25 protein-coding genes are annotated in these 26302 nt (G+C 41.8%); 10 read left to right on the top strand and 15 right to left on the bottom strand.

Annotated elements, in window-relative coordinates; genetic code table 11:
• Positions 1–18 precede the first annotated feature (18 nt).
• The 4 genes from WD048_06935 (at position 19) to WD048_06950 (ending at position 4587) form a co-directional block, all read left to right on the top strand.
• Complete coding sequence (locus WD048_06935) at positions 19–1620, top strand: BCCT family transporter (GenBank protein MEX0811934.1); 1602 nt, start codon at positions 19–21, stop codon at positions 1618–1620.
• Between the two features lie 20 nt (positions 1621–1640).
• Entirely contained in the window at positions 1641–2495 is an 855-nt protein-coding gene (locus WD048_06940; GenBank protein MEX0811935.1) for a universal stress protein, read from the top strand.
• Positions 2496–2665: 170 nt separating this feature from the next.
• The gene (locus WD048_06945) at positions 2666–4186 is read left to right on the top strand and encodes a bifunctional GNAT family N-acetyltransferase/carbon-nitrogen hydrolase family protein (GenBank protein ID MEX0811936.1); all 1521 of its coding nucleotides are present in this window, start codon (positions 2666–2668) and stop codon (positions 4184–4186) included.
• 209 nt (positions 4187–4395) lie between these two features.
• Positions 4396–4587 carry a cold-shock protein gene (locus WD048_06950; protein MEX0811937.1) on the top strand — a complete coding sequence of 64 codons (192 nt, stop codon included), beginning with the start codon at positions 4396–4398 and terminating at the stop codon, positions 4585–4587.
• 261 nt (positions 4588–4848) lie between these two features.
• Here the strand turns inward: WD048_06950 and WD048_06955 are convergent, their stop codons facing one another.
• The 3 genes from WD048_06955 to hutI form a co-directional block, all read right to left on the bottom strand.
• On the bottom strand, positions 4849–5130 hold the full coding sequence (locus tag WD048_06955; protein ID MEX0811938.1) for a type II toxin-antitoxin system RelE/ParE family toxin: 282 nt from the start codon (positions 5128–5130) through the stop codon (positions 4849–4851).
• Complete coding sequence (locus WD048_06960; GenBank protein ID MEX0811939.1) at positions 5127–5363, bottom strand: hypothetical protein; 237 nt, start codon at positions 5361–5363, stop codon at positions 5127–5129. The genes WD048_06955 and WD048_06960 overlap by 4 nt, the downstream gene beginning before the upstream one ends.
• 77 nt (positions 5364–5440) lie before the next feature.
• Positions 5441–6676: an imidazolonepropionase gene (hutI, locus tag WD048_06965; GenBank protein ID MEX0811940.1), complete on the bottom strand. Its 1236-nt coding sequence runs from the start codon at positions 6674–6676 to the stop codon at positions 5441–5443.
• Between the two features lie 126 nt (positions 6677–6802).
• On the opposite strand from hutI, the gene rpsF reads away from it, so the two are divergent.
• Genes rpsF through rplI form a run of 3 tightly spaced genes read left to right on the top strand, consistent with a single transcriptional unit; the run spans position 6803 to position 7900 of the window.
• A complete protein-coding gene (gene rpsF, locus WD048_06970; protein MEX0811941.1) occupies positions 6803–7177 on the top strand; it encodes a 30S ribosomal protein S6 in 375 nt (124 codons plus the stop codon).
• Positions 7178–7179: 2 nt separating this feature from the next.
• The gene (gene rpsR / locus WD048_06975) at positions 7180–7446 is read left to right on the top strand and encodes a 30S ribosomal protein S18 (protein ID MEX0811942.1); all 267 of its coding nucleotides are present in this window, start codon (positions 7180–7182) and stop codon (positions 7444–7446) included.
• Positions 7447–7453: 7 nt separating this feature from the next.
• Complete coding sequence (gene rplI, locus WD048_06980) at positions 7454–7900, top strand: 50S ribosomal protein L9 (protein MEX0811943.1); 447 nt, start codon at positions 7454–7456, stop codon at positions 7898–7900.
• A 106-nt stretch (positions 7901–8006) separates the two neighbouring features.
• On the opposite strand, the gene WD048_06985 is transcribed toward rplI, so the two are convergent.
• From WD048_06985 to WD048_07040, 12 genes are all read right to left on the bottom strand, one after another.
• Entirely contained in the window at positions 8007–9710 is a 1704-nt protein-coding gene (locus WD048_06985) for a sodium:solute symporter (protein MEX0811944.1), read from the bottom strand.
• The gene (locus WD048_06990) at positions 9707–9853 is read right to left on the bottom strand and encodes a hypothetical protein (GenBank protein ID MEX0811945.1); all 147 of its coding nucleotides are present in this window, start codon (positions 9851–9853) and stop codon (positions 9707–9709) included. Before WD048_06990 ends, WD048_06985 begins: the two co-directional genes overlap by 4 nt.
• Positions 9843–12335 carry a PIG-L family deacetylase gene (locus WD048_06995; GenBank protein ID MEX0811946.1) on the bottom strand — a complete coding sequence of 831 codons (2493 nt, stop codon included), beginning with the start codon at positions 12333–12335 and terminating at the stop codon, positions 9843–9845. Before WD048_06995 ends, WD048_06990 begins: the two co-directional genes overlap by 11 nt.
• 311 nt (positions 12336–12646) lie before the next feature.
• Positions 12647–12949: a GIY-YIG nuclease family protein gene (locus WD048_07000; GenBank protein ID MEX0811947.1), complete on the bottom strand. Its 303-nt coding sequence runs from the start codon at positions 12947–12949 to the stop codon at positions 12647–12649.
• Between the two features lie 184 nt (positions 12950–13133).
• Complete coding sequence (locus WD048_07005; GenBank protein MEX0811948.1) at positions 13134–13691, bottom strand: hypothetical protein; 558 nt, start codon at positions 13689–13691, stop codon at positions 13134–13136.
• Between the two features lie 52 nt (positions 13692–13743).
• Positions 13744–14007 (bottom strand): ORF6N domain-containing protein, encoded by a 264-nt coding sequence (locus tag WD048_07010; GenBank protein ID MEX0811949.1) that lies wholly within the window; start codon positions 14005–14007, stop codon positions 13744–13746.
• A 238-nt stretch (positions 14008–14245) separates the two neighbouring features.
• Entirely contained in the window at positions 14246–14893 is a 648-nt protein-coding gene (locus WD048_07015; protein ID MEX0811950.1) for a DoxX family protein, read from the bottom strand.
• A gap of 171 nt (positions 14894–15064) precedes the next feature.
• Positions 15065–15532 carry a hypothetical protein gene (locus tag WD048_07020; GenBank protein ID MEX0811951.1) on the bottom strand — a complete coding sequence of 156 codons (468 nt, stop codon included), beginning with the start codon at positions 15530–15532 and terminating at the stop codon, positions 15065–15067.
• A 143-nt stretch (positions 15533–15675) separates the two neighbouring features.
• Positions 15676–16014, bottom strand: a complete 339-nt coding sequence (locus WD048_07025) for a hypothetical protein (GenBank protein ID MEX0811952.1) — start codon at positions 16012–16014, stop codon at positions 15676–15678.
• Positions 16015–16055: 41 nt separating this feature from the next.
• Positions 16056–16964, bottom strand: coding sequence for a type IX secretion system membrane protein PorP/SprF (locus WD048_07030; GenBank protein MEX0811953.1), 909 nt, complete (start codon positions 16962–16964; stop codon positions 16056–16058).
• Positions 16965–16977: 13 nt separating this feature from the next.
• Positions 16978–18867, bottom strand: a complete 1890-nt coding sequence (locus WD048_07035) for an OmpA family protein (GenBank protein ID MEX0811954.1) — start codon at positions 18865–18867, stop codon at positions 16978–16980.
• 87 nt (positions 18868–18954) lie between these two features.
• The gene (locus WD048_07040; GenBank protein ID MEX0811955.1) at positions 18955–23781 is read right to left on the bottom strand and encodes a gliding motility-associated C-terminal domain-containing protein; all 4827 of its coding nucleotides are present in this window, start codon (positions 23779–23781) and stop codon (positions 18955–18957) included.
• Between the two features lie 202 nt (positions 23782–23983).
• On the opposite strand from WD048_07040, the gene WD048_07045 reads away from it, so the two are divergent.
• The 3 genes from WD048_07045 to rpiB are packed head-to-tail and all read left to right on the top strand — an operon-like array spanning position 23984 to position 26296.
• The gene (locus tag WD048_07045; GenBank protein ID MEX0811956.1) at positions 23984–24985 is read left to right on the top strand and encodes an OmpA family protein; all 1002 of its coding nucleotides are present in this window, start codon (positions 23984–23986) and stop codon (positions 24983–24985) included.
• A gap of 3 nt (positions 24986–24988) precedes the next feature.
• The gene (gene tatC, locus WD048_07050; protein ID MEX0811957.1) at positions 24989–25852 is read left to right on the top strand and encodes a twin-arginine translocase subunit TatC; all 864 of its coding nucleotides are present in this window, start codon (positions 24989–24991) and stop codon (positions 25850–25852) included.
• 3 nt (positions 25853–25855) lie between these two features.
• Positions 25856–26296 carry a ribose 5-phosphate isomerase B gene (gene rpiB / locus WD048_07055; GenBank protein ID MEX0811958.1) on the top strand — a complete coding sequence of 147 codons (441 nt, stop codon included), beginning with the start codon at positions 25856–25858 and terminating at the stop codon, positions 26294–26296.
• The last annotated feature ends 6 nt before the right edge of the window (positions 26297–26302 follow it).

Raw genomic sequence — 26302 nt, forward strand, 5'->3', positions numbered from 1 at the left:
TAATTAAAAAATCAGCTTATGGCTAAAAAAGTAGTAAGAAGTGATGAAAAGAAATCTATATTTGGATTGCAGGTGAACGGCCCTGTTTTCTTCACTTCCTCAATTATCATTGTTTTAAGTGTAGCGCTCACTTTAATCTTCAGTGAAGATGCTGAAAAATATTTCACTTCTATTCAAGAATGGGTTTCCAATAATGGAGACTGGGTTTTCATTTTGGGTGTCAATGTTTTTCTGGTATTTATGTTTTATCTGGCATTTAGCAAATACGGGCGATTGAAAATTGGCGGAGAGGATGCCAGGCCTGAGTTTAAAACATTATCTTGGTTTGCCATGCTTTTCAGTGCCGGTATGGGCATTGGCCTTTTGTTTTGGAGTATTGCAGAGCCTGTTTTCCACTTCAGCAGCCCACCTTTATCTGAAGGAGGTACTGCGGAAGCAGCTCGCGAAGCAATGAATTTTACTTTTTTGCACTGGGGTCTACATGCCTGGGGGATATACGCACTGGTAGGTCTTTCACTCGCATATTTTACTTATTCCAGAGGATTGCCACTTACCATTCGTTCTGTATTTTATCCCTTTTTGGGCGATCGTATTTACGGTATTATAGGAGACATCATAGATATTTTTGCGGTATTGGCTACACTATTTGGTCTTGCTACATCACTGGGCTTTGGCGTGCAGCAAATAGCGGCCGGTCTGGAGCACGTCTTTGGTATAGGTAGTGGTTTGTTAACACAGGTGTCGCTGATTGGTGGCATTACCTTAATAGCTACAGCCTCTGTAGTACTGGGTGTAGATAAAGGCGTAAAGTTTTTGAGCGAATGGAATATGCGCATTGCCATATTGCTGCTTTTACTGGTAGTAGTAATGGGTCCCAGCATTTTTATTTTTAAAACATTTATTCAAAATACAGGCAGCTACTTGTCCAGCCTTTTAGAGATTGCCACTTGGTCGGAAAGTTATACGAATACAAGCTGGCAAAACTCCTGGACTGTTTTTTATTGGGGTTGGTGGATTGCCTGGTCTCCCTTTGTAGGAATGTTTATAGCCAGGATATCCAAGGGGCGCAGGATTCGTGAATTTATCTTAGGTGTTCTTATCGTACCTACTTTGGTTACTTTCTTTTGGATCACTGCTTTTGGGAGTGTTTCCATAGAACAGATAATATCCGGAGATACACGCTTAATAGATGCTGTAAATGACAATGTTGCTACAGCCCTATTTGTCTTTTTAGAAAAATACCCATTTGCAATTGCTTTAAATGTCGTTGCCGTAATACTGATTGCAGGGTTTTTTGTGACTTCATCGGACTCTGGCTCTCTGGTAATCGATAGTTTAACATCTGGTGGTAAAATTGACGCACCTGTTGGGCAGCGGATTTTCTGGGCTGTTTCAGAGGGTGCCGTGGCTGCTGTTTTGCTTATAGGCGGAGGCTTGCAGGCATTGCAAACAGCCGCTATTGTTACGGGGCTGCCTTTCACACTTATCTTGATGATTATGTGCTATTCCCTTTACAAGGGATTGAAGGAGGATATGCAAAAGCACGAGAAAAAAGCATCACAAAAAGAGGCAGAAAATTATGAAGAGATTGTTAGGAAAATTGTGAAAAAAAGAAGTTAATAACAGAAAAATAAATATTTATGGTAATCAAAAAAATATTGGTAGCGCTGGATCTATCAGAAATTGATAATCGCTTGATAGAATACGCAGCTTTTTTGGCAAATGAATTAGCGCTTGAAAAAGTTTATTTCATTCACAATATCAGAAAATATGCTATTGGCGATTTGTTTGAAGAGGAGCTAAAAGATGTCAACCTTGATGAAGTCATTGGCGATGAGCTGAATGAGCAGGTAGCCACTGGATTTAAATCTGATACCCCTTGGGAGGTATTGATCTCTGAAGATACTTACACTGAATCGCTTATCTCATATATTGCTAATAAATACAGTATTGACCTCATGCTACTGGGCAATAAAAACAATGTGAAAGGTACTGGCCAACTTACAGGCAAATTGATCAGGATGCTGAAGTGCCCTGTACTTTCGTTACCAGCCAGCTCGCCCATTAAATTAGAGCAAGTATGGGTTGGAACTGATTTTTCCACTGCATCTGAAAAGTCTTTTCGATATGCCTTTGAATTAAGCAAAGAAATACCGCTTAAACTATCCGCAGTGCATGTGTACAATCTTCCTCTGCAATTTGCGCCCTATGTACCACAGGAATCGATGGTGCTAAAGGTAGAAAAGCACGTGCAGGAGAAATTCAGTCGTTTCATTAAGCGATTGAAATACGATAAAGAGATAAAACCTGTAATCATTCCAGGCAGGGATGCCACCATCGCTGAAAAAATCATAGAAAAAGCAAATCGCTCGGGAGTGGATTTACTCATAGTGAGTGATAAAGGAGAAAATACTTTTTCGCACCTAATAATAGGTAGTGTGGCAGATGATCTGTTTGATCAGGAATTAAATGTTCCTTTAATGATCGTAAAATGATATAGCGACCCCCTTGCACGACAGGGCAATTGTTTTGGTGTGATTTTAAGCTATGATCTTAACTGCTGTAAGCAGTAATTCCCTAATGTATCAGGCTCGCAGCAATATTCTTTCGCTCATTATCGCTATTTTTGACCTTAATTAAAAGCATCGCTTTAGTAGATATATTTATGGACAAAGTAGAAAAAGTAGAGATTCGCCAGCTCAGGCTGGAAGATTATCGAGAGCTGAAAAGCTCAATGGTAAAAGCCTACGAAAATTGGGAAAATTCCCATTGGCTGGAAAGTGAAATCAAAAAACTGCTGGAAAAATTTCCCGATGGGCAGATTTGCGTGGTGGTCAATGACAAGGTTGTTGGCGCTGCCCTTTCGCTGATTGTGGATTATGACAAATTTGGTGACAACCACGATTACAACCAAATTACCGGAAACGAAACCTTCAGCACGCAGGATCCCAATGGCGATGTACTTTATGGTATAGATGTGTTTATCCATCCTGACTATCGCGGTTTGCGTCTGGGGCGAAGATTGTACGAGGCGCGCAAAGAACTTTGCGAGAGCCTGAACCTGAAATCCATTATTGCAGGCGGGAGAATCCCAAATTACAAAGAACACTCCAAGGAAATGACCCCGCGCCAATACATTGAAAAAGTGAGGCTCAATGAGATTCACGACCCGGTGCTGAGTTTTCAATTTTCCAATGATTTTCACGTGATCAAAGTACTGAAAAGCTATATGGAAGGCGATGAAGAATCGCTGGAATATGCAACTTTGCTGGAATGGAACAATATCTATTACCAAAAAACGGAGAAGCTGATCAATGCCACCAAATCCGTGGTGCGCTTGGGGCTGGTGCAATGGCAAATGCGCAATGTCTCGGGAATCGAAGCCCTTTACGACCAAATGGAATTTTTCATCGATACGGTTTCGGGCTATAAAAGCGATTTTGTGGTATTCCCGGAATTGTTCAATGCCCCGCTGATGTCGAAATACAATCACCTGAACGAATGGGAGGCCGTGCGTGAACTTTCGGCATTTACCCAGCCCATTTTGGAAAAATTCATAGACTATGCCATCTCCTATAATGTAAATATCATTACCGGAAGTATGCCCGTATTAAGAGACGACAAACTCTACAATGTGGGTTACCTGTGCCGTAGGGATGGCTCTTATGAATCCTACGAAAAGTTGCACATTACGCCCAATGAAGGACATTACTGGGGCATGCACGGTGGTCATAAACTGAAAATGATAGAAACGGATTCGGGAAAAATTGGCGTGCTGATTTGCTACGATGTGGAGTTTCCTGAACTTGGCCGCATATTGGCCGATGAAGGGGTGGAAATCCTAATGGTGCCTTTCCTGACCGATACACAAAATGGCTATTCGCGGGTGCGCAGTTGTGCACAGGCGCGGGCGATAGAAAATGAATGCTATGTGGCCATTGCCGGCAGTGTAGGCAATTTGCCCAAGGTACAGAACATGGACATTCAGTTTGCGCAATCGGCTGTTTTTACCCCCTGCGATTTTGCCTTTCCCACCAATGGCGTAAAAGCAGAAACCACACCCAATTCTGAAATGACCCTGATTGTGGATGTGGATTTAAATCTGCTGAAAGAACTGCACAGCTATGGCAGCGTAAGGAATTTAAAAGACAGAAGGAAAGATTTTTATAGCTTGGTGAGAAAGTGACGCTTCATTAAATAATCCTAAATTATCATGTTTAACAACCAGTTTAATACACAATTATCTAAACCACAATAAGGTTTAAATCTGGGCTAATGTGAAATTAACATTGTATTAATGTCGTGATTGTAATTGCAAGAAAATTAATTTTTTGTGAAAATGTTAGTCAGAATTGTGATAAATGCCTACATTTGCATTTAATTTAAAATTTTATTATGAGTAACGGAACAGTAAAATTCTTCAATAATTCTAAGGGATTTGGGTTCATCACCCCAGAAGAAGGAAACAAAGATGTATTTGTACATGTAAATGGACTAATTGATGAAATCAATGAAGGGGACAAAGTAAGCTACGATGTAGAAGAAAGCCCTAAAGGATTGAATGCAGTAAATGTTAAAGTGGTTTAATCAACTTCTTTTAACGTTCTTGTATGCTAAAGCCTGTCATTATTGATGGGCTTTTTTTGTTGAAATAATTATAGCGCTGAATAACCCTATAACTGTCTTTTTAGCATTGCTCAAGTCCTTTAATAAAGGCAAAAGGAAGTTTGTGAAGTAATTTACTCGATAATCGAGATTTGAATGCTCCGAGGCTTGCCTCGTAATCAAAAGTATTTTTTCCAAATAAATGCCTCGTGGGCTTGCCCCGAGGTTGTTTACTATTGCATTTTAAAATTCAAGATCCATCCGATTATCCACTATAGCAATGATTATCACTTCCACCTTTTCAATCACATAAAACAATGATGCATTTGGATGAAAGACACATCTTCTAAGCTGGGTGGTTCCATTAAAAATCGGGCATAGATGATTGTTTTGAGCAACTAGGTCCAGCAAGCTATTCACTCTATTTTCAAAGTCTTCTACAACTGATATTCCCCATTGATCGATAATAAAATCAACTAAATTTTCATAGGTGAGTTTGGCAGTATCTGACCAAACAATTTTCATTGTGACCTTTTGATCCGCTCTCTAATGGATTGCTTCACTTCCTGATGGGCAATGAGCTTGTTGTTCCTCAAATCATCAAAGCCCTGATCAATCAATTTTTGCTCAATTTCACTTGGTTCATCTTGTAGCATTCTGGATTTTTTAAACTCTATAAAATCCAGGGTTTTCAGATATTCAATCAACGCTTTTGCTTTATTGCTGTTCTCAGGAACTCTTAAGTTATAATTCTCCATTTGATAATTACTTTACGCCAATTTAATAATTCTACAACCAAAAAGTAGGTTCAAATAATTCATTTTAAAAACAAACACTACTGCACCCTCCCATTCAAAATCACCGACTCAATCAAATTACTGCCATAGGCATAGGGTAAAAATTCAACTGAGGGCATTTCCCTTGTGATAAAAAGATTGGCTTTTTTGCCTTTTGTTATACTGCCAAGCTGATCGGAAAGCCCCATAGCGTAAGCCCCATTTATTGTAGCAGCATTAATGGCCTCTGCCGGCAGCATTTTCATTTTGGCACAGGCCAGTGAAAGTACAAAGGGCATATTACCCGAAGGCGATGAACCGGGGTTGTAATCAGAAGCCAATGCCACGGCTAGTCCCGCATCAATCATTTTACGGGCAGGCGCATAATCAATGTCCAGGAAAAAGGCAGTGCCGGGCAACAGCGTAGCCATAGTGTCCGAATTTTTCAAGGCTTTGATTTCATCATCTCCTACACATTCCAAATGATCTACAGAAAGGGCATTTTGCTTTACGCCCACCTGCACGCCACCTGAAAAAGCCAGTTCATTGGCATGTATTTTTGCTTGAAGTCCGATATCCGCCCCGGCAACCAGAATTTCTTCTGTTTCTTCTGGAGTGAAAAAACCCTGATCGCAAAATACATCAATATAATCTGCCAGCTTTTCCTGCTTGATGGCCGGCAACATTTCCTTTTTAATCTGTTCAATATAGCCCCTGCGATTTTCCCTGAAATCAGCAGGAATGCTGTGCGCGCCCAAAAAGGTGGATTTTACCGTCATCGGGCTCATTTTTTTGATCTCGCGGATTACCCGCAACATTTTCAATTCGGCCTCGGTATTCAAACCATAACCACTTTTGATTTCCACGGCACCAGTTCCCAAACGCATAATTTCTTCGCAGCGCTGCAGTGCCTGCTCCAGCAAACTCTGCTCAGATGTCTCATTTAGTTTTTTAGAAGAATTGAGAATCCCTCCTCCCCTTTTGGCAATATCTTCATAACTCAAACCCCGGATGCGATCTACATATTCCAGTTCACGGCTTCCGGCATATACAATATGCGTGTGCGAATCGCACCAGGATGGAAAAACAAATTTGCCTTTTGCATTGATCACAACATCAGCTGCTTCCACATTGGCATTTTCCGTTTTGCCAAAATCCAGGATTTTATCCCCTTCCATCAACAGAAAGGCATCCTCTATCACATTCAAATCCTGCATATCCACACCGCTTCGTTTCTCTTCGGGCTTTTCTTCTGCCTTTACCAATCCTTTTATTTGATGAATAAGTGTTTTCATTGTGCTTGTATTTTCTAAAGCTGCTAAATTTAAAGGATTCTTTTTTATTTTTTTGGCTCAACTGCTGGTTCTATTGTTGAAATTTCTTACTTTTGCAATCCATTAAAAAGAAGCTTTAAAAAGAATATGGTAAATCAGTACGAAACCACAGTCATCGTAACCCCTGTGTTGACAGACACAGAGCTCAAAGAACTAACATCTGGTTACGTGAAATTCCTAAAGAGCAAGGGCGCTGAAATCATCGATGAGGATCATTGGGGATTGAAGCAACTTGCCTATCCGATTAAAAAGAAAACCACAGGGTTCTACTTTTTGGTAGAATACAAAGTGGACACGCAAGTGATCAGCGAATTTGAATTGAACCTGAAACGCGATGAAAGCATTATGCGCTTTTTGACCGTTAGTCTTGACAAATATGCTGTCAAGTACAATGACGACAAGCGCAAGGGTTTAATTGGAAAAAAGAAAACAGAAACTAAAGAAAAAGAGGAGGAAGCTTAATTATGGCACAAAATTCTGATATCAAATTTCTTACCACGCCAAAAATTGGCCTGCAAAAGAAAAAATACTGTAGATTTAAAAAAGCCGGAATTAAATATGTCGATTACAAAGACCCTAACTTCCTGCTTAAATTCGTGAACGAACAAGGTAAACTCTATCCCAGAAGGCTGACCGGGAACTCTCTGAAATTCCAGAGAAAGGTAAGCACAGCGGTAAAAAGAGCACGCCATTTGGCATTGATGCCTTATGTTGCAGACCTTTTAAAATAATAAGAACATGCAAGTTGTATTATTAGAAGATGTAGAAAAGCTCGGAGCAGCCAACGACATTGTAGATGTAAAACCCGGATATGGTAGAAATTACCTGATTCCACAGGGCAAAGCTTTGTTTGCCAATGAAGGCAACAAAAAAATTGCTACTCAAAAACTTCGTTTGTTCGAAAAACGACAAGAGGAGATGATGAAAAATCTTCAGGAAATCGTTGACAAACTGAAAGGTACAGTTGTGAAAGTTGGAGCCAAAGTTGGAGCCAATGATAAAATATTCGGTAGTGTAACCAGTGCTCAATTGGTAGATGCTGTTAAAAAACAATTGGATATTGAGATTGACCGCAAAAAGGTTGAGATTGAAGAAGATGTGAAAACCCTTGGTGCTTATAAAGCCCAGGTTGGACTGCACAAAGATGTTACAGTAGAAGTAAACTTTGAAGTAGTAGCCGAATAAAAATATTCTTCAAACAAACATTATAAAAAAGCCTCTGGAAATTATTTCAGAGGTTTTTTTGTGTCATTAAGACAAGCATTTACCCGGACTATTAAAGCTTATTATTTCAGCTCCTTTGTGGCATCACCAACTGCACCAAAAATCCAAAGCCCATCACCAGCAAACAGCCGATTAAATTGAGCCAGAGGTATTCCACATTTAGGATATCGTATTTATCAAGGAAATAAACAGTGATGACTACGCTTTCTGCCAGTAAAGCACCTATGAACACTGCATTGCCCTTGATTTTTTTCATAAAAAAAGCCACAATAAAAACACCCAAAATGGTACCGTAAAAAAGTGAGCCCAGGATATTCACCGCCTGAATCAAATTTTCAAACAAAGAAGCCATCAGTGCAAAAGCAATGGCCAAAATGCCAAAAAGCAGCGTAAATAATTTAGAGGCGTTCAGATAGTGTTTTTCGCTGCCTTCCTGTTGAATATTGCGCTTGTAAATATCCACGGTAGTAGTTGATGCCAGCGCATTCAGTTCGGCAGAAGTGGAAGACATGGCCGCAGAGAAAATCACTGCCAACAATAATCCTACTATGCCGATTGGCAAATAATTCATTATAAAAGTGATGAAAATATAGTCGCTGTCGCGGGTCTCCAGTTTCTCATCCGTTTTGGAAATAATGCCTTTGGCGCGCTCTTTTAATGCATTTCTTTTTTCCAGGCTATTCACAAGCAATTCCTGCTGCTGATCAATAGCCGCTTCATCTCCGGCAGCCAATTTATCCAGCATGGCATAATTCTGCTCCTTTTTCTCCTGCCAAAGCATTTCGTATTCCTTTTCCAATGCATTCCATTCAGCTTTCGTGGCAGATTGCTCCACTGCATTGGATGCCACATTATTAAAATGCAATGGCTCTTTTTCAAATTGGTACAACACAAAAACCAGTACACCTGTGAGCAAAATGAAAAACTGCATGGGGATTTTTACCAGTCCATTGAAGATCAGGCCCAAGCGACTTTCCTTTACTGAACTGCCCGAAAGGTAACGCTGCACCTGCGATTGATCAGTGCCAAAATAAGAAAGCTGCAAAAACAAACCACCCAGCAATCCCGACCAAAGTGTGTAACGATTGCTCAGGTCAAAATCCAGATCGATGATGTTCATACGCCCCATTTTTCCTGCCAATTGTAGCGATTCACCAAAACTCGCATGATCTGACAAATGCCAAACCAGCACACCAAAGGCAATGAACATGCCCGTAAAAATCACCGCCATTTGCTGCTTGTGGGTTTGACTCACGGCTTTGGTGCCGCCCGTTACGGTATATAAAATCACCAGCACCCCAATGAAAATCACTGTAAAGGAAAGGCTCCAGCCAATGATCTGCGAAAGAATAATGGCCGGGGCGTAAATGGTAATACCCGCTGCCAGTCCACGCTGCAAGAGAAAGAGCATTGCCGTAAAAACCCTTGTTTTTCTGTCAAAACGCTTTTCGAGAAATTCGTAAGCCGTATAGACTTTCAGGCGATAATAAAGCGGAATAAACACCACGGAAATAATCACCATGGCCAGCGGCAAGCCAAAATAAAATTGCACAAAGCGCATCCCATCCTCAAAACCCTGCCCGGGCGTGGATAGAAAAGTAATGGCACTGGCTTGTGTGGCCATCACCGAAAGGCCAATGGCCCACCATTTGTCCTGATTATCGCCTTTCAGGTAAGCACCGATATTTTTACTGCCGCGCGTTTTCCAAATGCCATAGCCGACAATGAAAAACAAGGTACCCAACATTACCGTCCAGTCGATTACCGTCATGACAGCCAGGTTGTGATCAAATAATAAAGCAGGATCTGGAAAATCAGAAAACCGACCAATACGTAGTACCAGCCTTTCCAGTAGCCAAAAAGCGGAGCATCGTTTTCAGGGGGCGATTTGTCCTCCATGATATCATTTTCCATAATCGATCATATTGCTGAGTAAACGAAATGCGCCCGGCACACCTGCGGGCAATTCCCTGAAAAATGAAATGCCAGTGTACATAAAATGTCCTTTTCCAAAAGGCGCAATCAAAACACTGCCCTGTAGCGGTTCCTCGCCCGGATCGTTCATTTCAAAAACCGTTTGATAACGCTCGTCCCAGGTTTGGGCAAAATACAAGCCACGCTCCTGCACCCAACCTTCAAAATCTGCTTTGCCGAGCTTATTTGGTTCGGATGCCAATTTTTTACCGCTGTCCAGAATCCTCATTTCTGCCTCTTCTACCGTCACCCTGCCGTGATCAATTTCAAAAGGATAGGGCCCGATTTTATCCGTGAGCAATCCCCTTTTGGTTTGGTACTGCACAATCAGCGTTCCGCCATTTTTCACGTAATCCATCAATGCATCATATTTCTGCAAAAGCCATTCCTCGGTATTGTAAGCGCGCACGCCAATCAATATTGTGGGAAATTGGGAAAGCTCAGAAGCATCAAAATTGTCTTCATCAATCATGCTGACTTCATAGCCGGCTTCCTCCAGATTTTTATTCACCAGATCGCCAGCGCCCATGATATATCCGACCTTTTTTACATTTTGCGCACTTTCCAGTCGCAGCAATTTGGCTTCCGCATCGGGGAAAATACTTTGATATGGAATGTGGTCGTATTCTATATTTACAAAGCTTCTGTTCCAGCTTTTTTCACCAGAAACAAATACAGGTTTTATCGCTCCGCTTTTCTGTTTTTTTGAGGGCGAAATATTGAAAGCATAATTTTTCTCTTTGCCGGCCTCTTCCAAGCTTAGCGGAATTTCCTCCGGTTCAGATTTCCAGCCTTTGGGCAAATCCAGCTTAAGCGTGCCGCTTAGGTTTTCCTTCCAGCTTTTCAGTTTTATGCTGATTTCCCTTGCTTCATCCGAAGGAAAAATAAACACATCATTGCCCAGATTCAAACTCACATCGGGCGCAATAAAGAATGGGCGGTACAATTCGCCTTTCACCCTGTCTGTCCATTTGTATTGCAGCGGAAGTTGGTATTCCAATTCGGCTCCCTGTATGTTCAATTTTACGCTGGCGAATATGCTCGCATCATTTTCCGGCATTCCTGTATATTCCATTCCGGGAATTTTAAACATCCCGATATTTTCCTGCGCTTCCCGCAACCAATATGCCTGATTTACAAGCGCATTATCCGCAATTTGCAATTCTGCCTCCACAACTTCTTCCTTATTATTTTCTAAATTTTCAGGCATTTCAAAAGAATTGAAAGCTGTATTGAATTGAATGGATTCTACCGTGATTTTTGTATCACTTCGGTTCAATAATTTCACTTCAGCCTTGATTTTATTGCCCGCTACTGAATAATAATTTTCAGCCAAAGCTTCCAAATGCAAACCGCAAATGGCATAGATTACCTCGCTGAGCTCCTGCAATTTGATATCGACATAATGGTGGCTGCCTTTGATTTTTTGCAATTCCTTGTAAGCGGTCAACAATGCGGGCAAAATCAAAGTAGGGTTTTTCGGGTCGAAATTTTCTGCTGCTTTATTGAGGAAAAGGCCAGCATTTTGTGCGCCATCAATTCTGCCCCAGGTCAGGTTTACATCATCAAAAAGATCTGCCTTGGCCGTATCGCCCATCACGTATTCCAAGTATTCGGGCTGTTCACCTCTTGTTTTTTCCGAGCCAAAACCCTGGCTTTTGTGCTGACTGCGACTTTCCGCTGCAATCTCAGAGCAAGACAAGCCCAGTTCTGGCAGGTAAGCGCCAATATCCACAATTATTTTATTGGTGGTATCCAACTCCTGCCCCGTTCTGCGGTAAAACCAGGGCGATGTATTCCAGTACAATCTTTTGGGCGACCAGGTATCCAATGTTTTCAATTGCTCGGGAAATGCTTCCGGATCTCCGGCCATTTCAAAGGCTTTTTCGGCCAAATCTGCCGAGGCGCTGTGGTGGCCGTGGGTCGGGTAATTGTATTTGCTGGGAGGAAAGCGCGTGATCAGCACATCGGGGCGAAACTGCCGAATGACATAAACCATATCTTCCAGCACCTGCGCCTCATTCCAAATATTCAGGCTTTCATCTGATGTTTTGGAATAGCCAAAATCTACCGCACGCGTAAAAAACTGGTGTCCACCATCAATCCTGCGTGCAGCGAGCAGCTCTTGTGTGCGGATGATGCCGAGATAAGAACCAATTTCGGTGCCGATCATATTTTGTCCGCCATCACCACGGGTGAGTGAGAGGTAGCCGCTCCTGATATTGCGCTTTTTCGAAAGCCAGGTAATCAGGCGGGTGTTTTCATCATCGGGATGGGCGGCAATGTAAAGGGCCGTACCGAGGGTATTGAGTTTTTCAAGCCGCAACTGGATTTCGCCCGCATTTAGGTTTTGGGGCTTTTCGGCAGATAGATGCAGGCAAGTAAATAGTATTAAAAAAAGAACAGCACTTATTCTCAGCATAGTTTTGGAATTTAAGTTTGCTAAGATAAATAAATTGGGATGTTGATAGGGGTGGTTGGGGAAGATTAACAGGGAAAGAGTAATCCTTGAAGGTTTTTCAAAAGTGTAACAAACTCTATCGAACTTGTGGACATAACAAAGTTTACCTTTTCATAGATGGAGATTCTGGATAAATTTTTTACAAAAATTTTCCAGAATGACGAGTTTATTTAGGAGCATTCCCTTGAATAAACCAATGAAACTAACAACCGAAACCGTCATTCCTGCGAAGGCAGGAATCTCCAAAAATCAAGAAGATAGCCAGTTAATACCTATTGAAAATCCGCAACTTCATCAAACAAGTCACGCATATCCGGGTTTTGTTTTTTAATCAAATTTATCTTCCACTCCCTTTTCCAATATTTCAATTGCTTTTCTTTTATAATAGCTGATTCAATCCTGTCATAAAATTCAAAATAAACCAGATCGGTACAATTGTATTTTTCAGTAAAATCGGAGCCCATAGCATTTTTATGCTCATAAGCCCTTTTGTAAAGGTTACTTGTCACACCAATATATAAAACTGTGCGATAAGGGTTCGAAACAATATACACATAGCCGCCCTTTGGTTTCATTACTTGGGATTTTTTAAAGCAGCAAAAAATAAGCATTTATTTCGTTTCCATAGATGGAGATTCCCTGCCTTGCCAAATCAAATGCAGGCAGGCGGATAAATTTTTGAAAAAAATTTTCCAGAATGACGGGTGAATTTGGGTTGTGTTCAAAGCGATTTTCAAAAAATGAATATGGTTGCAACCTCTATAATTCCTTTAATTTTTCAATTACCGTTACAGCATCTCTGCTTAGTCGTGTAAATGCGAACCACTTTTTCCCTAAATCCTTGAGGGAAGCGCCAATATGATATACCGTTTCGTCATCAATAATTAGGAAGCGGTCATGGGACTTATCAAATTTTTGTAGTTCTATAGCAGGATATTGTACATTGTGTTTTTCTATATCAAGCAGCAAGGTTTTAGAAAATCTCTTACAATATATCGTTGTAAGTACATTTTTCTTTCTTTTCGAAAGCAACAGTAATACAGAATCATCGATATAATTATCAATTAGCCTGATTGATTTATTAGCACTGCGGATTAAATCAGATACAAATGAATAGGAATCAAAGGTTTGCCCATCAAAATAAACACCTTGACTGGGTATGTCTGAACGAGATTCTAAAGCTTTAAAAACTTTCTCAAAATTTTGTTCGTTTTCTATTTGCTTCAATTCAAAATTATCCATTTGTTGAAGCAGCCTTGTGTATGCTGAAAAAGATTGTCGCATTTTGATAAAGGCATCCATTATTAATATGCTCACCTGGATGGCAGTTTTGCTTCTCAAAACAGCTGAAAGCATAGCAACACCCTGTTCAGGGCAAATATCTTCGACCACCGTGTTCAGAACTTGAGGTAACAAATTGTGACCTCAAGCCATCAAATTCTTTTTCTGTCAATTGAAATCTAAATCTTGCAGGAAAACGATCAATATTTCTTTTTACAGCCTGGTTGAGCGCCTTGGTTTCTACATCATACATTTCTGCAATATCCTTGTCAAGCATTACCTGCTGACCCCAAACATTATAAATCCGGTTTTCTATGTCTTCTTGCTTGTATTTAGTAATTGCTTTTTTCATTTATTGAGCGATCAATTTGTCTAAATTAAAAATATTTGATTTAAAAACAATTGCATAGGTATGGAATACTGAATTACACCCACCGATTGCGCAAAAAACCAACCACATAGCAAACATCCATCTGCTATAGATTCATACAGGTGAGCATTACACAGGCTTCCCAAGTCCCCAACTATTCGTAGCACCCTTGCTGCGAATTTTTTAAACTAATCCTTTATGAAAAGCTGCTGAAGTTTCATTAAAACAACTTCTCAAAAACCTCCTTTATTAATGCCGGAATCTGACTAAATGCATGAAGTGTTGCTTCCGGCTTGGTAATCAGGAAGAAAATGATTTTTGGGATTGCCAGAACAAATTCAAGAACAAAGGCTAAAATGGGCAAGAGTAGGTAAGCCCATATCGGAAATTTAAATCTCGTACTGATTTTATTTTGAATGGCCTCCCAAATAATAAAAAGCCTGTCTTTGTAATGCCACAGAATCAGGCAGTCAAGAATAATGTAGCCCGAGAGGCGCCAGGCAAAGCCTGTTTTTAAACTGGGCGGCATAAAAGAAAGGTCGATAATGAGGATATTGGCGACAATGGGCAGGAATAGAAAAGCTCCTAAAAGAACCGTTCGGTTGATGAGCAATAGCAACCCGCAAATCAGTTGGGAAACACCAATAAAAGTCTTGAATGGCTCGTGATCAAAAAGATACCAGGAAACCCTGAAGAGGCTTAGATCCTGGATGGGCGTGGTCAATTCTTCAGGCCTTAATCCAAATTGCCCATCTACTAATTTACCCCAGCCATAGCTGATAAAAGTCCAGGCCAGTAAAACCCTGAACACCAGGATAAGGTAATCCCAGTATTTTGCTTTTGGAATGGATTTGATTTTTTGGAGCATAGCTTTTGAAATAAATATCCAATAAATTTAAAAAATATCGCTTTCATTAAGGTCTATTTGATCACTACTGATGTTTACAAAGTGGTTTGCGCAAACAAACCCTGATGCGGGCACGCATTCGCTATGCTTCAGGCTATGCTGCAAAATGCGCGCCAGTGGAGTTCGCGCCAGCTATGGGGATATTGGAAACTCAGTAAAACCTGTTATGTAATAAAAATCCTGATTTTTTTCTTTACGAAAAGAAATTCTATAAATAAATTTATTCACATCATTCATCACATAAAAATTTTCTCTTTGTTCTATATTAAAACACCCTTCATTTAAAGGACTCAAGTTATATGTATTGAACAGGCGATTTAAAAGGTGCTCATCTATATTTTTAGATTTTATTTTAACGATCTCATAAACTGGCTTTTCATCTATATTGTCAAATTGATAATATATAAAAGTGTCATTTTTCTCAAATCCAAGTATGATTACATCTTCCACAATAGGTTTATAGCCATTTTTTAGAAGAGAGTTATATGTTACATTTGGATTCGGATTAAATAACTCATTTGTAGGTTGCAGATTGATTGGATTGCAAGAACAAACGTATAATAAACACACTATCAAAAATGCATTAATTTCCTGTTTCATTTCGCACGTTTTTTAACCGTTGCCATTCGTTACTTGGAATCGTTTGTTCACCCCACTCACACTCATTTGCCGTCTAGCTTTTGCAGCATAGCGAACGCCCGCCTGCATAAAGCATTCGGGTAAGAGTGCGGACTCTAAATCGGTTATTTTATATTTTTCGGACATCCGACTAAAATAAGAAATTCTGGATTTGTTGGGTAGGCACGCATTCGCCTTGCTACAGGCCTTGCTGCAAAATGCGCGTCAGTGGAGGCCTCGTTGCCCGTTATTTCGTTTAGGTTTTCGTGGCCGCCTGCTCCATAGCGGTAAAGTTCACCGCTGTAAAACGTGCGCCCCGGTAAAGGCCATCCCCCGGGATACCTGTCCACTGCCTGTTTCACGTTGGCTTCGTAGTGGGATATAGTACCGGGGTTTAAAGGGTCTTCTATCGGTTTCCTCAAGTCCGAGACCACCGGCATAATATTTCCGGTGTGCGAGGTCAACTCATAGTTTAAGACTACTCTATGTTGTGTATCTATACCCATCAATAATACCTCGGACTCTTAACCACCTGTGTTTTCTCCTTAAAGCCGGCAAAGCGGGCAATAAGGGAAACTTCGTGGGAGCCGCTGTTGTTGGTGCGGAGTTCGCCAAAATCAAAATCAAAGGAATAGCTGAGCAGCAGTGGTTTTACCACATACACCCCTAATAGAGCGGCAATATCATCGGTGGTGCGGTAAATGGCGCCCAATACCACCCGTTCGTTCCAGGTGGCGTTTACATTGATGTCCGCCTGGGAGATAAACCCTGCATTGCGGAAAAATACGGCCGGGGACAAGACCCAGCTTTCGCTCAATTTCCAATCGTAACGGGCATAGGCGAAGTAATGTCGCGGGTTTTGGAATACCGTGGCATTTTCCAGGGATTTCTGCAAATGGCTCACGGCCACGCCCAGGGTAAATCCCCTGGCATAGAGCTCAAGCCCCAGGCCAACATCCGCTTTCACCTGTCCTTCCTGAACATTGTAGGCACTTTGGTCACCCGTCTGCTGATAGCGCAATTCGCTACCTTTTACAAAATAATTGGCAATACCGAAATTGATGCCCGCAGAAAGGCGTATGTCATCGCCCAAGCGCTGGCGGTAAGCATAATTGATCCGTGCCGTAGTGGTGCGCTCCTCGCCCAGCATATCGTTCAGCACGGTGAGGCCCACACCACCCTTAATCTTTGGCACAAAGGCATGTGCATTGAGCAATTGAGTGGAAGGCGCTCCGTCAAAGCCCGTCCACTGCTGCCGTGCCAAGACCCCGACAAAAACATCATCGGTATTTCCCGCAGCAGCAGGATTGTAAAAATTGCTGTGGTACATAAAATGATTCAGCATTGGGTCGGTCTGGCTCCATGCTAAAATGGGCAGCAACAATGCAATGAGTAAGGACAATAATATCTTCATAATCAAGCGATTTCTATTGATTCAGTACTTTAAAAGTGGTTCTTCTATTTTTCTGGTGTTCTTCTTCCGTTTTGGCATTTTCAATCAGCAATGCCGTTTTCCCCCAGCCTTTTGACTGCAAGCGAACGGGATTGATACCTTTTTCAATCAAATAATCCACAACGGCCTGCGCGCGCTTTTGCGACAATTCCAAATTGTATTTGGGGTTGCCCCTATCGTCTGTATGCGCATTGATCATCACTTCCACATCCGGGGAATCTTCCAAAAGTTTTACCAATTTATTGAGGTTTTCCTTGGAATTGGGACGCAAATTATAACTGTTGTAATCGTAGTAAATATCTTCAATGGTGATTTCCTCTTTGGGAATGCGCAACAGTGCAAAATCAAAATCGTGACCATTGGCTTTGGAAAAAGTCTTGCTGTATTTTTCGCCATCGGTGCTGAGCTTGCGCGAATCGCCAAAATATTCCGGCTTGTTGAGTTTCAATTTATAATCCCGATCCTGCTCCAGTTCAAATTGATAATTTCCCCCTGCATCTGTCAGGGTGCTGTCCACAGCCTGGTCGTTTACCGTTAAATAAACCATTACATTTTCCAGCCCGGTGCCCGAATCAACATCCAAAACCTGACCTTTCACCAGCAAATTCACTGGTTTTAGGTAAAAGGAATAGATATCATCAGAGCCTTGTCCGCCCGAGCGATTGGAAGAAAAATAGCCTTCGCTTTTATCGCTTTTTTGCACCAGCAGAAAATCATCGGCATTGGAATTGAAAGGCACTCTTAAATTTTCGGGAGCTGACCATTTTTCATTTCTCCTTTCTGAAACGAATAAATCCAAAGCGCCCATGCCCACAAATCCGGTGGAGGAAAAATAGAGGCTGTTTTCATCGAACAAAACGGGGTAAGCTTCATCGTATTCGGTATTGATGCCTTCTACAATTTGAGGTGCGCCCCAGCCACTGCCCTTTTTTTCCAGCAGCCAAATATCAGAACCGCCCAGTCCGCCTTCTACATTTCTGCTGACGAAATACAGGCTATTGCCATCTTCAGAAACCGATGGATGCACCATTTCCACTTTTTCTCCTTCATAAATAAGGGGTGCGGCTTTTCCCCAGCTTTTGCTTTCGGTATTGAATTCCGCTTGCATTATGCGGCAAAACGCTCCTTTTTCTCCGCTGCATTCTCCATAATATGCCGTATTGGTTTTTTTGGAAAAAGTGAATGCGCCATTGTTCAAGTCTGCGGACAAGGCTTCCAGCTTTTCGACCTTGCTCCAGGTTTTGTCGGTATTGTTATAACTGCTAGTGTAAAAATTTGAAAATCCCTGCCCATCCACTTCATAGGTTTTGTTGCTGCCGGAAAGATCCATTCTGGAAGAGGTAAATACAATTTGATTGTTGAAATAATTGGCCCCGTAATCGCTTTCTGGCGAATTGATCTGACTTTCGTTTCCGAAGCTGTGCAGCGGTGGCGGATCATTTTTCATGCTTAGGGCAAAATCCACATTTCTCAACAATCGCAGCGCGTCTTTATCCCCGGGCTGTTTTTCCAGAAAATGATTCAGTGCGGCTTTACTTTTTTCGTATTCCCCAACATTCAATAAGGTTTTCCCTTTTTGATAATGCAATGCAGGAAGCTGGTAAAATGCCGATTCCGCTCTTTTGTACCATTCCAAAGCCTCGCTGTATTCAAACAATTTTCGGTAGGACTCTGCTATTTTAAAGTAAATTTCGCCTTTGTCTCCCGGATTGCGCTTTTTCTGCAAATGCTTTTGATATTGATTGATGGCAGATTGGAATTTTCTGTTCTCAAAATCCTTATCTGCCAATTCCTTCAGCGATTGGGCAAAAGTTATGTTGCCAATAAAAAAGAAGAGCAAGAATAATATGCCGTTTGCTTTCATGTTTGTTTTCATTTTAAATTCCGAACACAAGTTTAACCGATTCAGCCCTTTCTGTTATCAGGTAGCAGCGTTCCAATTTTTCAATTATTAATCATGTACCAATACCGATCCCTTGATAATATTTTCCTTATCGGTGATGTCCTGTACTTTCACGATATAAAAATAAGTGCCTGGCGCCACGCGCTTTCCGTTGAAAGTTCCGTCCCAACCATCGCTGCCTTGGTAAAGCTCCTGCCCCCAGCGGTTGACAATCACCAAATCAAAACCCTCTAGGAAAATATCGTTTCTGCCATCGCCATTGGGCGTAAAGGCATTGGGGAAATCATTTACCGTAATGGTAATTTCCGCTTTGTTTCCAATACAGCCAGCATCCGTAGCGATTACGGAAATCACGTCACCATTCTCTAAAATACTGCTCGCCCAAGTATTGATACTGTCGATTTGCACCTCTTCCTCATTGAGGAAAAATTGGTACAGATCGTAATAATCCGGCTCGGCAATGGCCGTAAGTGCCTCACTGATAAATATGCTGTTGTTATTGGCATCTGTGCCCAAGCTGAGCGAAGGATTTTCCAATACATTTAGATTTACGCTAGCCCTTGCCGTGATTTGCTCACAACCATTTGCTGCGGTGGTACTTACATAAAAAGTTGTGCTTTCAGTAGCGGAACCGGTATTGAATTCGGTGCCAGTTCCCAAAAGTGTTCCGCCATCTGCTGCGCTCCACCAATTAATGCTTGCACCACTGCTTGCACTTGCGGTAAACACGGCACTGTCACCGCTACATACGCTTTGGTTATCCACCTCAACGCTTGGTGCATTTGGTGCTTGCAATACAACTACCTCAACAGGCACTCGCCCTCCTGCATAGCTACAGCCCGATTCGTTTACGGCTTCTACATAATAGGTCGTGGTATTTTGCGGACTCACATCCAATGAGGTATTTCCAAGGAAATTCCCGCCATTTGCAGCATCGTACACTTGATAGCTGATGTTTCCACCAGAAGAACCGCTTGCATTTATAGTGGTGGATTCTCCCTCGCAAATATTATTGGCCGTTACATTTACGGATGGAGCCGAGGGACTTTGCAATACATTTACCTCTAAATTTTGTGCGGATGAACTGCCGCAGGTATTTTCAGCAATTACACTTAAAGTATAAGGCCCGCCACTTGTTGTCCAGTTGACTTCAATGTTTTCACTGCCTTGACCAGAAACAATATTTCCGCCTGCACTCAAAATCCAGTTATAAGAACTGGCATCTTGCACCGAAGCAATGCTGTAGTTTTCCGTTCCCGGGCAAATTTCTATGGGTCCATTGATGGCCAATGGCTGTGCGGGCGCACCTGCAATAATATTGACCGAGTGATTGATATCCGCACTGAAACCACAAGAGTTTTCCGCCCTTACGCTAAACTGATAATTCCCGGGACTTCCCGTCCAGTCGATCAAGATGCTGTCCGTTCCCTGACCACTCACAATTGTGCCTCCGCCATTCAACATGGTCCAAACATAATCCGTGGCATTTGGCACTGTTTCCACCACATACAATTCAGTCCCGCTGCCTTCGCAAATGGTAACTTCCCCTGTAATGGAAGGAGGTGTAGAAGGTGGGCCGGGCAATACATTAATGTTTTGGGAAACTGCTAATCCGCTGCCGCAATCGTTTACAGGTTCCACGCTTAAAGTATAAGGACCGCCAGATGTAGTCCAATCTACAGAAATGGAATTGCTGCCCTGACCAGAAGCGATGCTGCCGCCTCCGCTCAATGTCCAATTGTAGCTGTTGGCATTCGCTACGCTGCCAATGCTATAATTTTCCGTACCCGGGCAAATCTCTATGGCTCCAACAATGGTATCTCCATCAAATTCGGGAATGCTATCTACAAAAACGGCAAGTGTATTGGTATCTCCCGCTCCGCATGAATTTTCCGAAAATACCTCAATAGTGAAAGGGCCACCGGAATTTGCCCAATTGATATCTACACTTGAAGTTCCTTGTCCAGAATTGATGCTTCCTCCTGCATCAACAGACCAAGTGTAAGTGCTTGCTCCTGTTACACCACTTACGGTATATGTTTCTGTCCCGGGACAAGCGGGGTTTGTACCACTAATAGTAGGCAAACCACTTGGAGGGCCTGAGGTAACATCTACCGACAAGGTACTGGCATTGCTGCTTCCGCAAATGCTATTGGCTGTAACGGATAAGGTGTAATTGCCCGTTGTTGAGCCCCAATCCACATCAATTGAATTGGTGCCTTGGCCTGAAACAATATTTCCACCACTACTCAGCGTCCAGGTATAACTGTCTGCTCCACCCACTGCCGAAATGCTGTAGGATTCTACTCCCGGGCAGACGGCAATTGGTCCCGTGATATTTCCGGGAGCAACAGGTGCGTTGGGCAATACCGTAACCTCATAAGGCGTGGCATCAATATCCCCACAATCGTTTTCAGCCGTAACATTTATGGTATAAGTGCCGGTTGTTGTCCAATTGATACTGATATTATTAGTCCCCTGACCGCTGGCAATATTTCCACCACCACTGATTGTCCATGCATAATTGCTAGCTCCATTTACAGAAGGAATATTATAGTTTTCAGCACCCACACAAACCGTATCGCTTCCGCTGATATTTCCAATGCTGGAGGGTGCCGCATCTTTTACATTTACTTGAAGGGTTTGAGCTGCGCTACTTCCACAGCCATTTTCTGCCACAACGGATAATGTGTAAGGGCCACCTGAACTTGTCCAGTCAACATCTATTGAAGTGCCAGAACCACTAATAGTTCCACCGCCACTTAATGTCCAATCATAGCTAGTCGCTCCACTGACAGAGGCAATTGAATAAGATTGAGAACCCGGGCATGGATCGACTACTCCTGAAATAGCTCCAGGCTGTGCAGGTGGCGGATCGCTTACGGTTACTTGTAAAGTTTGGTTGCTGCTTGGTCCACAGGAATTTTCAGCATTTACGGAAACCGTCCAGGTACCGGGTGTAGTCCAGGCAATATTTACCGATGTTCCAGAGCCCGTTAAATTACCACCGCCATTGAGGCTCCAATTGTAGCTACTGGCATCCGCAACGGGACTAATGCTGTATGTTTCATTGTTTCCAGGGCAAACTGGTGTTACTCCTGCAATTGTTCCAGGCGTATTGGGTGTATCGGGCAATACGGTTACGGTAACAGAATCCCGTGGAGTCACACACAACGGATCGCTGTTTTCATAAGCCTCTACATAATAGGTTGTAGTGGTATTTGGGGTGAATGTTTGGGGTGCATTGCCCAGCGAATTCCCGCCACTTGCCTGATCAAAAATCTCATAGGTGGTGTTGGGGCCAGAGCCAGTTGCAGAAATTGTTACAGACCCTCCTGGACAGAAATTGTTGTTGTCCGCACTTGCTGTAGGAGTTGGGGGTGCATTGCAGACGATGGTGCGGCATTCCACATTAGGTGTTGGATTAACATTAACTCCTGTTGGAGAAATAGAGTTGTTGCTTACATTATTGGTGTTCCAGCTATTGTAAATAGGCGTTCCATAAGTATAGGATACGCTCTCGCTGCCAATACTAATATCTGAAGATGGACAATCAGTAGGTCCTTCTCCATTAGCATCAGCTTTGATTAGGTGCAAATCATGCCCCGTTCCTGCAAGTGTATATGAAGTTCCTATAAAACCTCCATCAGAAACTTGTTCCCCGTGAGGCAAAATAGAAGCAAAGTTGAAAGTGTATTCCTTTGCGAAAACCACGCTATTATTATTAGGATTGATTTTCATCAAAGCATTGGAAAATCTTGGAGTGAAACCTATGGGCAAATAATTTAACCATGCAGCATAATTTCCATCACTGGTTTCAAAGAATCTACTGGGAAAAAAAGGATGATAGTCAAACAAAAAATTGCCCCCATCAAATTTTCTTACCCATGTAGGGTTTAACCATCCGCCTGAACCTGGCAACCTCATTAATAGGCAAGGTCTTCCATTATTGTCGTTACCGGAAACAAGTGGCAAACCTGAACTTGTTTTTGTAATTGAAGCAAAAGTTTTACTTGATTGAGTGGTAGATGTGCTGGGATTGTCTAATTGACGATGATAAGTGATAGCCCCGGTAATAGAGGTCTTTAAGAACATTGCATCTCTTGGTGTTGTGTCATCACAATCTTGAGAGTCAAATCTCGAAAAAACATCATTCACATCATAATTTCCTACAGCTATATAGCCATCGCTTACTTCGGTTACATCCACAAAACTACCATCATTGTAGATTCTGTTTGCAGGAGTTGCAGAACCACTATAATATCTAAAAACACGATGCCACAAGTGGTTACCACTTGCATCGAATTTTACTATTAACGGTGAGGAAATGGTTTCTGTAGAAGATTCATCACAGCCCGGGTCATTGTTGGTCTGGGAACTGAATTTAACTTCGGGGCCTGCTCCATCCGGATCGTATCCGATTACATGCCCTACGCAAACATATCCGCCATCGCTGGTTTTGATTGCTCTATTAAAAAACGCCCCATCTGCCTGGGATATCGAGAAATTTCTTGCAGAAAGTGTGTTTCCGCTGGCATCCAAAAACATTAAAAATGCTGAAGAAGAACTGCTTGTTCCCCCTCCGCAAACAAAATACCTGTTTAATGCATCGTCTCTTTTGACATCTCCAAATGTATATCCAGAATAATTTTTTCCCCAGACAAGACTTCCGATTGCATCAACCTGCAAAACAGAAGATGATAATGCATGTGTGCCTGAAAAAATGTAATTATCCTGGGTTAGTGCCTCGGTTGAAGCTACCGGAATATCAAATAATTGTACATCATAGTTTATCCTAAATGTAGTTTGCTGGGCATTAAGGGACAGATACAGCAGTACAGCTATTACTGTAAAAAAGAAAATTTTTCTAATCATGGTACTGAATAATAGGGTTCGACAACAATAATTTTCCAATAAAATAGCAAGGTGCTACTAAATGGGTTCGGGAAGTTACAAAGATTTATATAATTCGCATATTTTATAGTGCAGAAGCATGTATAGTCCGGTTTAAAAGGCAAGATAATATTGGATATCAGGCCAAAGAAATTGTATAACTTTGCATTCTAAAGCCAATCTTATGAAAACCAAATATATCCTGATCTTATCGCTTTTCTTTTTGTCCTCTTGTGTCTCCAAGAAAAAATTTACAGAGCAAAGCGGAGAAATAAAACAATTAGAATTGGAAAACGAAGCGCTGGAAAACAAATTGGAAGGAGCTGTTGAAGCCAATGCCGGGCTAGAAGCCAAAGCTGATTTTTTTGGAAAGCAAAATGCTACGCTAAAAAATGATACTACTAAACTCGGACAGAAATTAAGAGCTGAGCAAAGCAAAAACAAAGAATTGAATAAGCTCTATGAAGATTTAGTAGATCAGAATAAAAAACTGCTTTCTGCATCTTCTGCGCAAAAACAACGCCTGCTTTCCGAGTTGGAAAAGCAAAAAAGGGAAGTCGCTTCAAAGAATGCTACGCTCACTGAAAAAGAAAAATCCTTAAAAAAACAGCAGCAGGAAATGGATGTCCTGCAAGCCGCTATTAAACAAAAAGAGGCTACCATAGAAGAATTGCAGCGCTTGCTAAAAGAAAGGGAAGAAAAAATCAGCGGACTGAAAAACAGGATTGAACAGGCATTGCTCAATTTTGATAAAGACGAGTTGAGCGTAGAGATCAGAGATGGAAAAATTTATGTTTCCCTTGCCGAAAAACTCCTGTTCCAATCGGGCAGTACTGCTGTAGATGCCAAAGGTGTAGATGCTTTGAGTAAACTTGCACGGGTATTGGACAAACAGACAGAAATCAATATCCTGATAGAGGGGCATACCGATAATGTTCCCGTAGGTACCAATGCTTCCTTTAAAGACAACTGGGATTTGAGTGTATTGCGCGCCACATCTATTGTGCGCATTCTGCTTGATAAAGGCAATATCGATCCTGAAATGGTAGTGGCTTCGGGTCGCGGAGAACATGTGCCCGTAGCAGATAATTCAACTAAAGATGGCCGTGCCAAAAACCGCAGGACTGAAATTATATTATCTCCCAACCTGGGAGAAATATTTGAGATTCTTGAAAGCGATTTCTAAAAGATGGCACTCGATCAAATAGATGTTGACAAGGTCAATGTTCGTGAAGACGGCAGCATAGAAGACACCGAAATGAGTTTTATCGATCATTTGGAATCTTTGCGCTGGCATGTAGTCAGGGCTGTATTGTCCATTTTGATTTTTACCATTGCTACATTTCTTTTCAAAGGTTTTGTATTCGATACTTTGATTTTTGGCCCTACCAAACTGGATTTTCCAACTTACCGAGGATTGTGTGCTTTATCTGAAGCACTTTCCCTGGGAAATATGCTGTGTATCGAAAAACTGAATTTGCGTTTTATCAATATTGAAATGGCCGGACAGTTTTTGGTGCACCTGAAGGTTTCTTTTGTGTTTGGCTTTGTAATGGGCTTTCCCTATACCCTGTGGGAGTTGTGGAAATTTATCCGCCCGGGACTGTACCAAAAGGAAATTCGATATACAAGGGGAATTGTGTTTTTTAGTTCTTTGCTTTTCTTTTTAGGCGTAAGCTTTGGTTACTTTATCCTTACACCATTTGCGATTAACTTTTTTTCCAATTATCAAGTAAGTGAATTGGTGAGCAATGATTTTACGCTGACAAATTACGTGAGTTTTCTCACCATGTTTGTGCTGGCATCAGGATTGATCTTTGAATTGCCTATGCTGGTCTATTTCCTTTCAAAGATAGGTTTGCTTACTCCCGGAATGATGCGGGAATACAGAAGACATGCTGTTGTGGCAATTTTGGCTGTTTCTGCGGTAATCACTCCCGCTGATGTAGGCACCATGCTATTGGTTTTTGTGCCGGTGTATTTCTTGTATGAAATCAGTATATTTATTTCTGCCTCGGTAGCGGCAAAAATTGAAGAAGAACTAAACTCATAGATCATGGAAAAAATTAAAATAGGAATAGGCGCAGATCATGCTGGTTATGATTACAAGGAAGCCATTATAGAAGCATTGGAAGCCAAAGGCTATTCGATTAAAAATTTCGGAACCTTCAATAAAGATTCGGTGGATTACCCCGATTTTGTACACCCTGTTTGCAATGCGCTCGATACCGGAGATTATAAAATGGGCATTCTCATTTGTGGCAGTGCCAACGGAGTGGCCATGACAGCCAACAAACATCAAAATATTCGTGCTGCGATAGCCTGGGAAAAGGAAATTTCCAAATTATCCCGACAACACAATGATGCCAATGTCATTTGTGTGCCTGCACGCTTTGTGACCTTGCCCGAGGCATTACAGATTGTAGAAACCTTTTTGGCTACTGAATTTGAAGGTGGCCGTCATCAACGAAGGGTGGAGAAAATTGCGTGTGTTTAAGCATGA

It is taken from the genome of Chitinophagales bacterium, from assembly GCA_040877935.1.
Taxonomy (GTDB): Bacteria; Bacteroidota; Bacteroidia; order Chitinophagales; family CAIOSU01; genus JBBDNB01.

Bases quoted from the DNA above. Each gene is read 5' to 3' on its own strand.
- rplI (MEX0811943.1), top strand. From the start codon at position 7,454: ATGCAAGTTGTATTATTAGAAGATGTAGAAAAGCTCGGAGCAGCCAAC.
- rpsR (MEX0811942.1), top strand. From the start codon at position 7,180: ATGGCACAAAATTCTGATATCAAATTTCTTACCACGCCAAAAATTGGC.
- WD048_06995 (MEX0811946.1), bottom strand. From the start codon at position 12,335: ATGCTGAGAATAAGTGCTGTTCTTTTTTTAATACTATTTACTTGCCTG.
- WD048_07020 (MEX0811951.1), bottom strand. From the start codon at position 15,532: ATGAAACAGGAAATTAATGCATTTTTGATAGTGTGTTTATTATACGTT.
- WD048_07015 (MEX0811950.1), bottom strand. From the start codon at position 14,893: ATGCTCCAAAAAATCAAATCCATTCCAAAAGCAAAATACTGGGATTAC.
- WD048_06950 (MEX0811937.1), top strand. From the start codon at position 4,396: ATGAGTAACGGAACAGTAAAATTCTTCAATAATTCTAAGGGATTTGGG.
- WD048_07045 (MEX0811956.1), top strand. From the start codon at position 23,984: ATGAAAACCAAATATATCCTGATCTTATCGCTTTTCTTTTTGTCCTCT.
- WD048_07040 (MEX0811955.1), bottom strand. From the start codon at position 23,781: ATGATTAGAAAAATTTTCTTTTTTACAGTAATAGCTGTACTGCTGTAT.
- WD048_06955 (MEX0811938.1), bottom strand. From the start codon at position 5,130: ATGAAAATTGTTTGGTCAGATACTGCCAAACTCACCTATGAAAATTTA.
- WD048_07035 (MEX0811954.1), bottom strand. From the start codon at position 18,867: ATGAAAGCAAACGGCATATTATTCTTGCTCTTCTTTTTTATTGGCAAC.
- WD048_07010 (MEX0811949.1), bottom strand. From the start codon at position 14,007: ATGAAAAAAGCAATTACTAAATACAAGCAAGAAGACATAGAAAACCGG.
- rpsF (MEX0811941.1), top strand. From the start codon at position 6,803: ATGGTAAATCAGTACGAAACCACAGTCATCGTAACCCCTGTGTTGACA.
- WD048_06990 (MEX0811945.1), bottom strand. From the start codon at position 9,853: ATGGAAAATGATATCATGGAGGACAAATCGCCCCCTGAAAACGATGCT.
- WD048_06935 (MEX0811934.1), top strand. From the start codon at position 19: ATGGCTAAAAAAGTAGTAAGAAGTGATGAAAAGAAATCTATATTTGGA.
- rpiB (MEX0811958.1), top strand. From the start codon at position 25,856: ATGGAAAAAATTAAAATAGGAATAGGCGCAGATCATGCTGGTTATGAT.
- hutI (MEX0811940.1), bottom strand. From the start codon at position 6,676: ATGAAAACACTTATTCATCAAATAAAAGGATTGGTAAAGGCAGAAGAA.
- WD048_06960 (MEX0811939.1), bottom strand. From the start codon at position 5,363: ATGGAGAATTATAACTTAAGAGTTCCTGAGAACAGCAATAAAGCAAAA.
- WD048_06945 (MEX0811936.1), top strand. From the start codon at position 2,666: ATGGACAAAGTAGAAAAAGTAGAGATTCGCCAGCTCAGGCTGGAAGAT.
- tatC (MEX0811957.1), top strand. From the start codon at position 24,989: ATGGCACTCGATCAAATAGATGTTGACAAGGTCAATGTTCGTGAAGAC.
- WD048_07000 (MEX0811947.1), bottom strand. From the start codon at position 12,949: ATGAAACCAAAGGGCGGCTATGTGTATATTGTTTCGAACCCTTATCGC.
- WD048_06940 (MEX0811935.1), top strand. From the start codon at position 1,641: ATGGTAATCAAAAAAATATTGGTAGCGCTGGATCTATCAGAAATTGAT.
- WD048_07030 (MEX0811953.1), bottom strand. From the start codon at position 16,964: ATGAAGATATTATTGTCCTTACTCATTGCATTGTTGCTGCCCATTTTA.
- WD048_06985 (MEX0811944.1), bottom strand. From the start codon at position 9,710: ATGACGGTAATCGACTGGACGGTAATGTTGGGTACCTTGTTTTTCATT.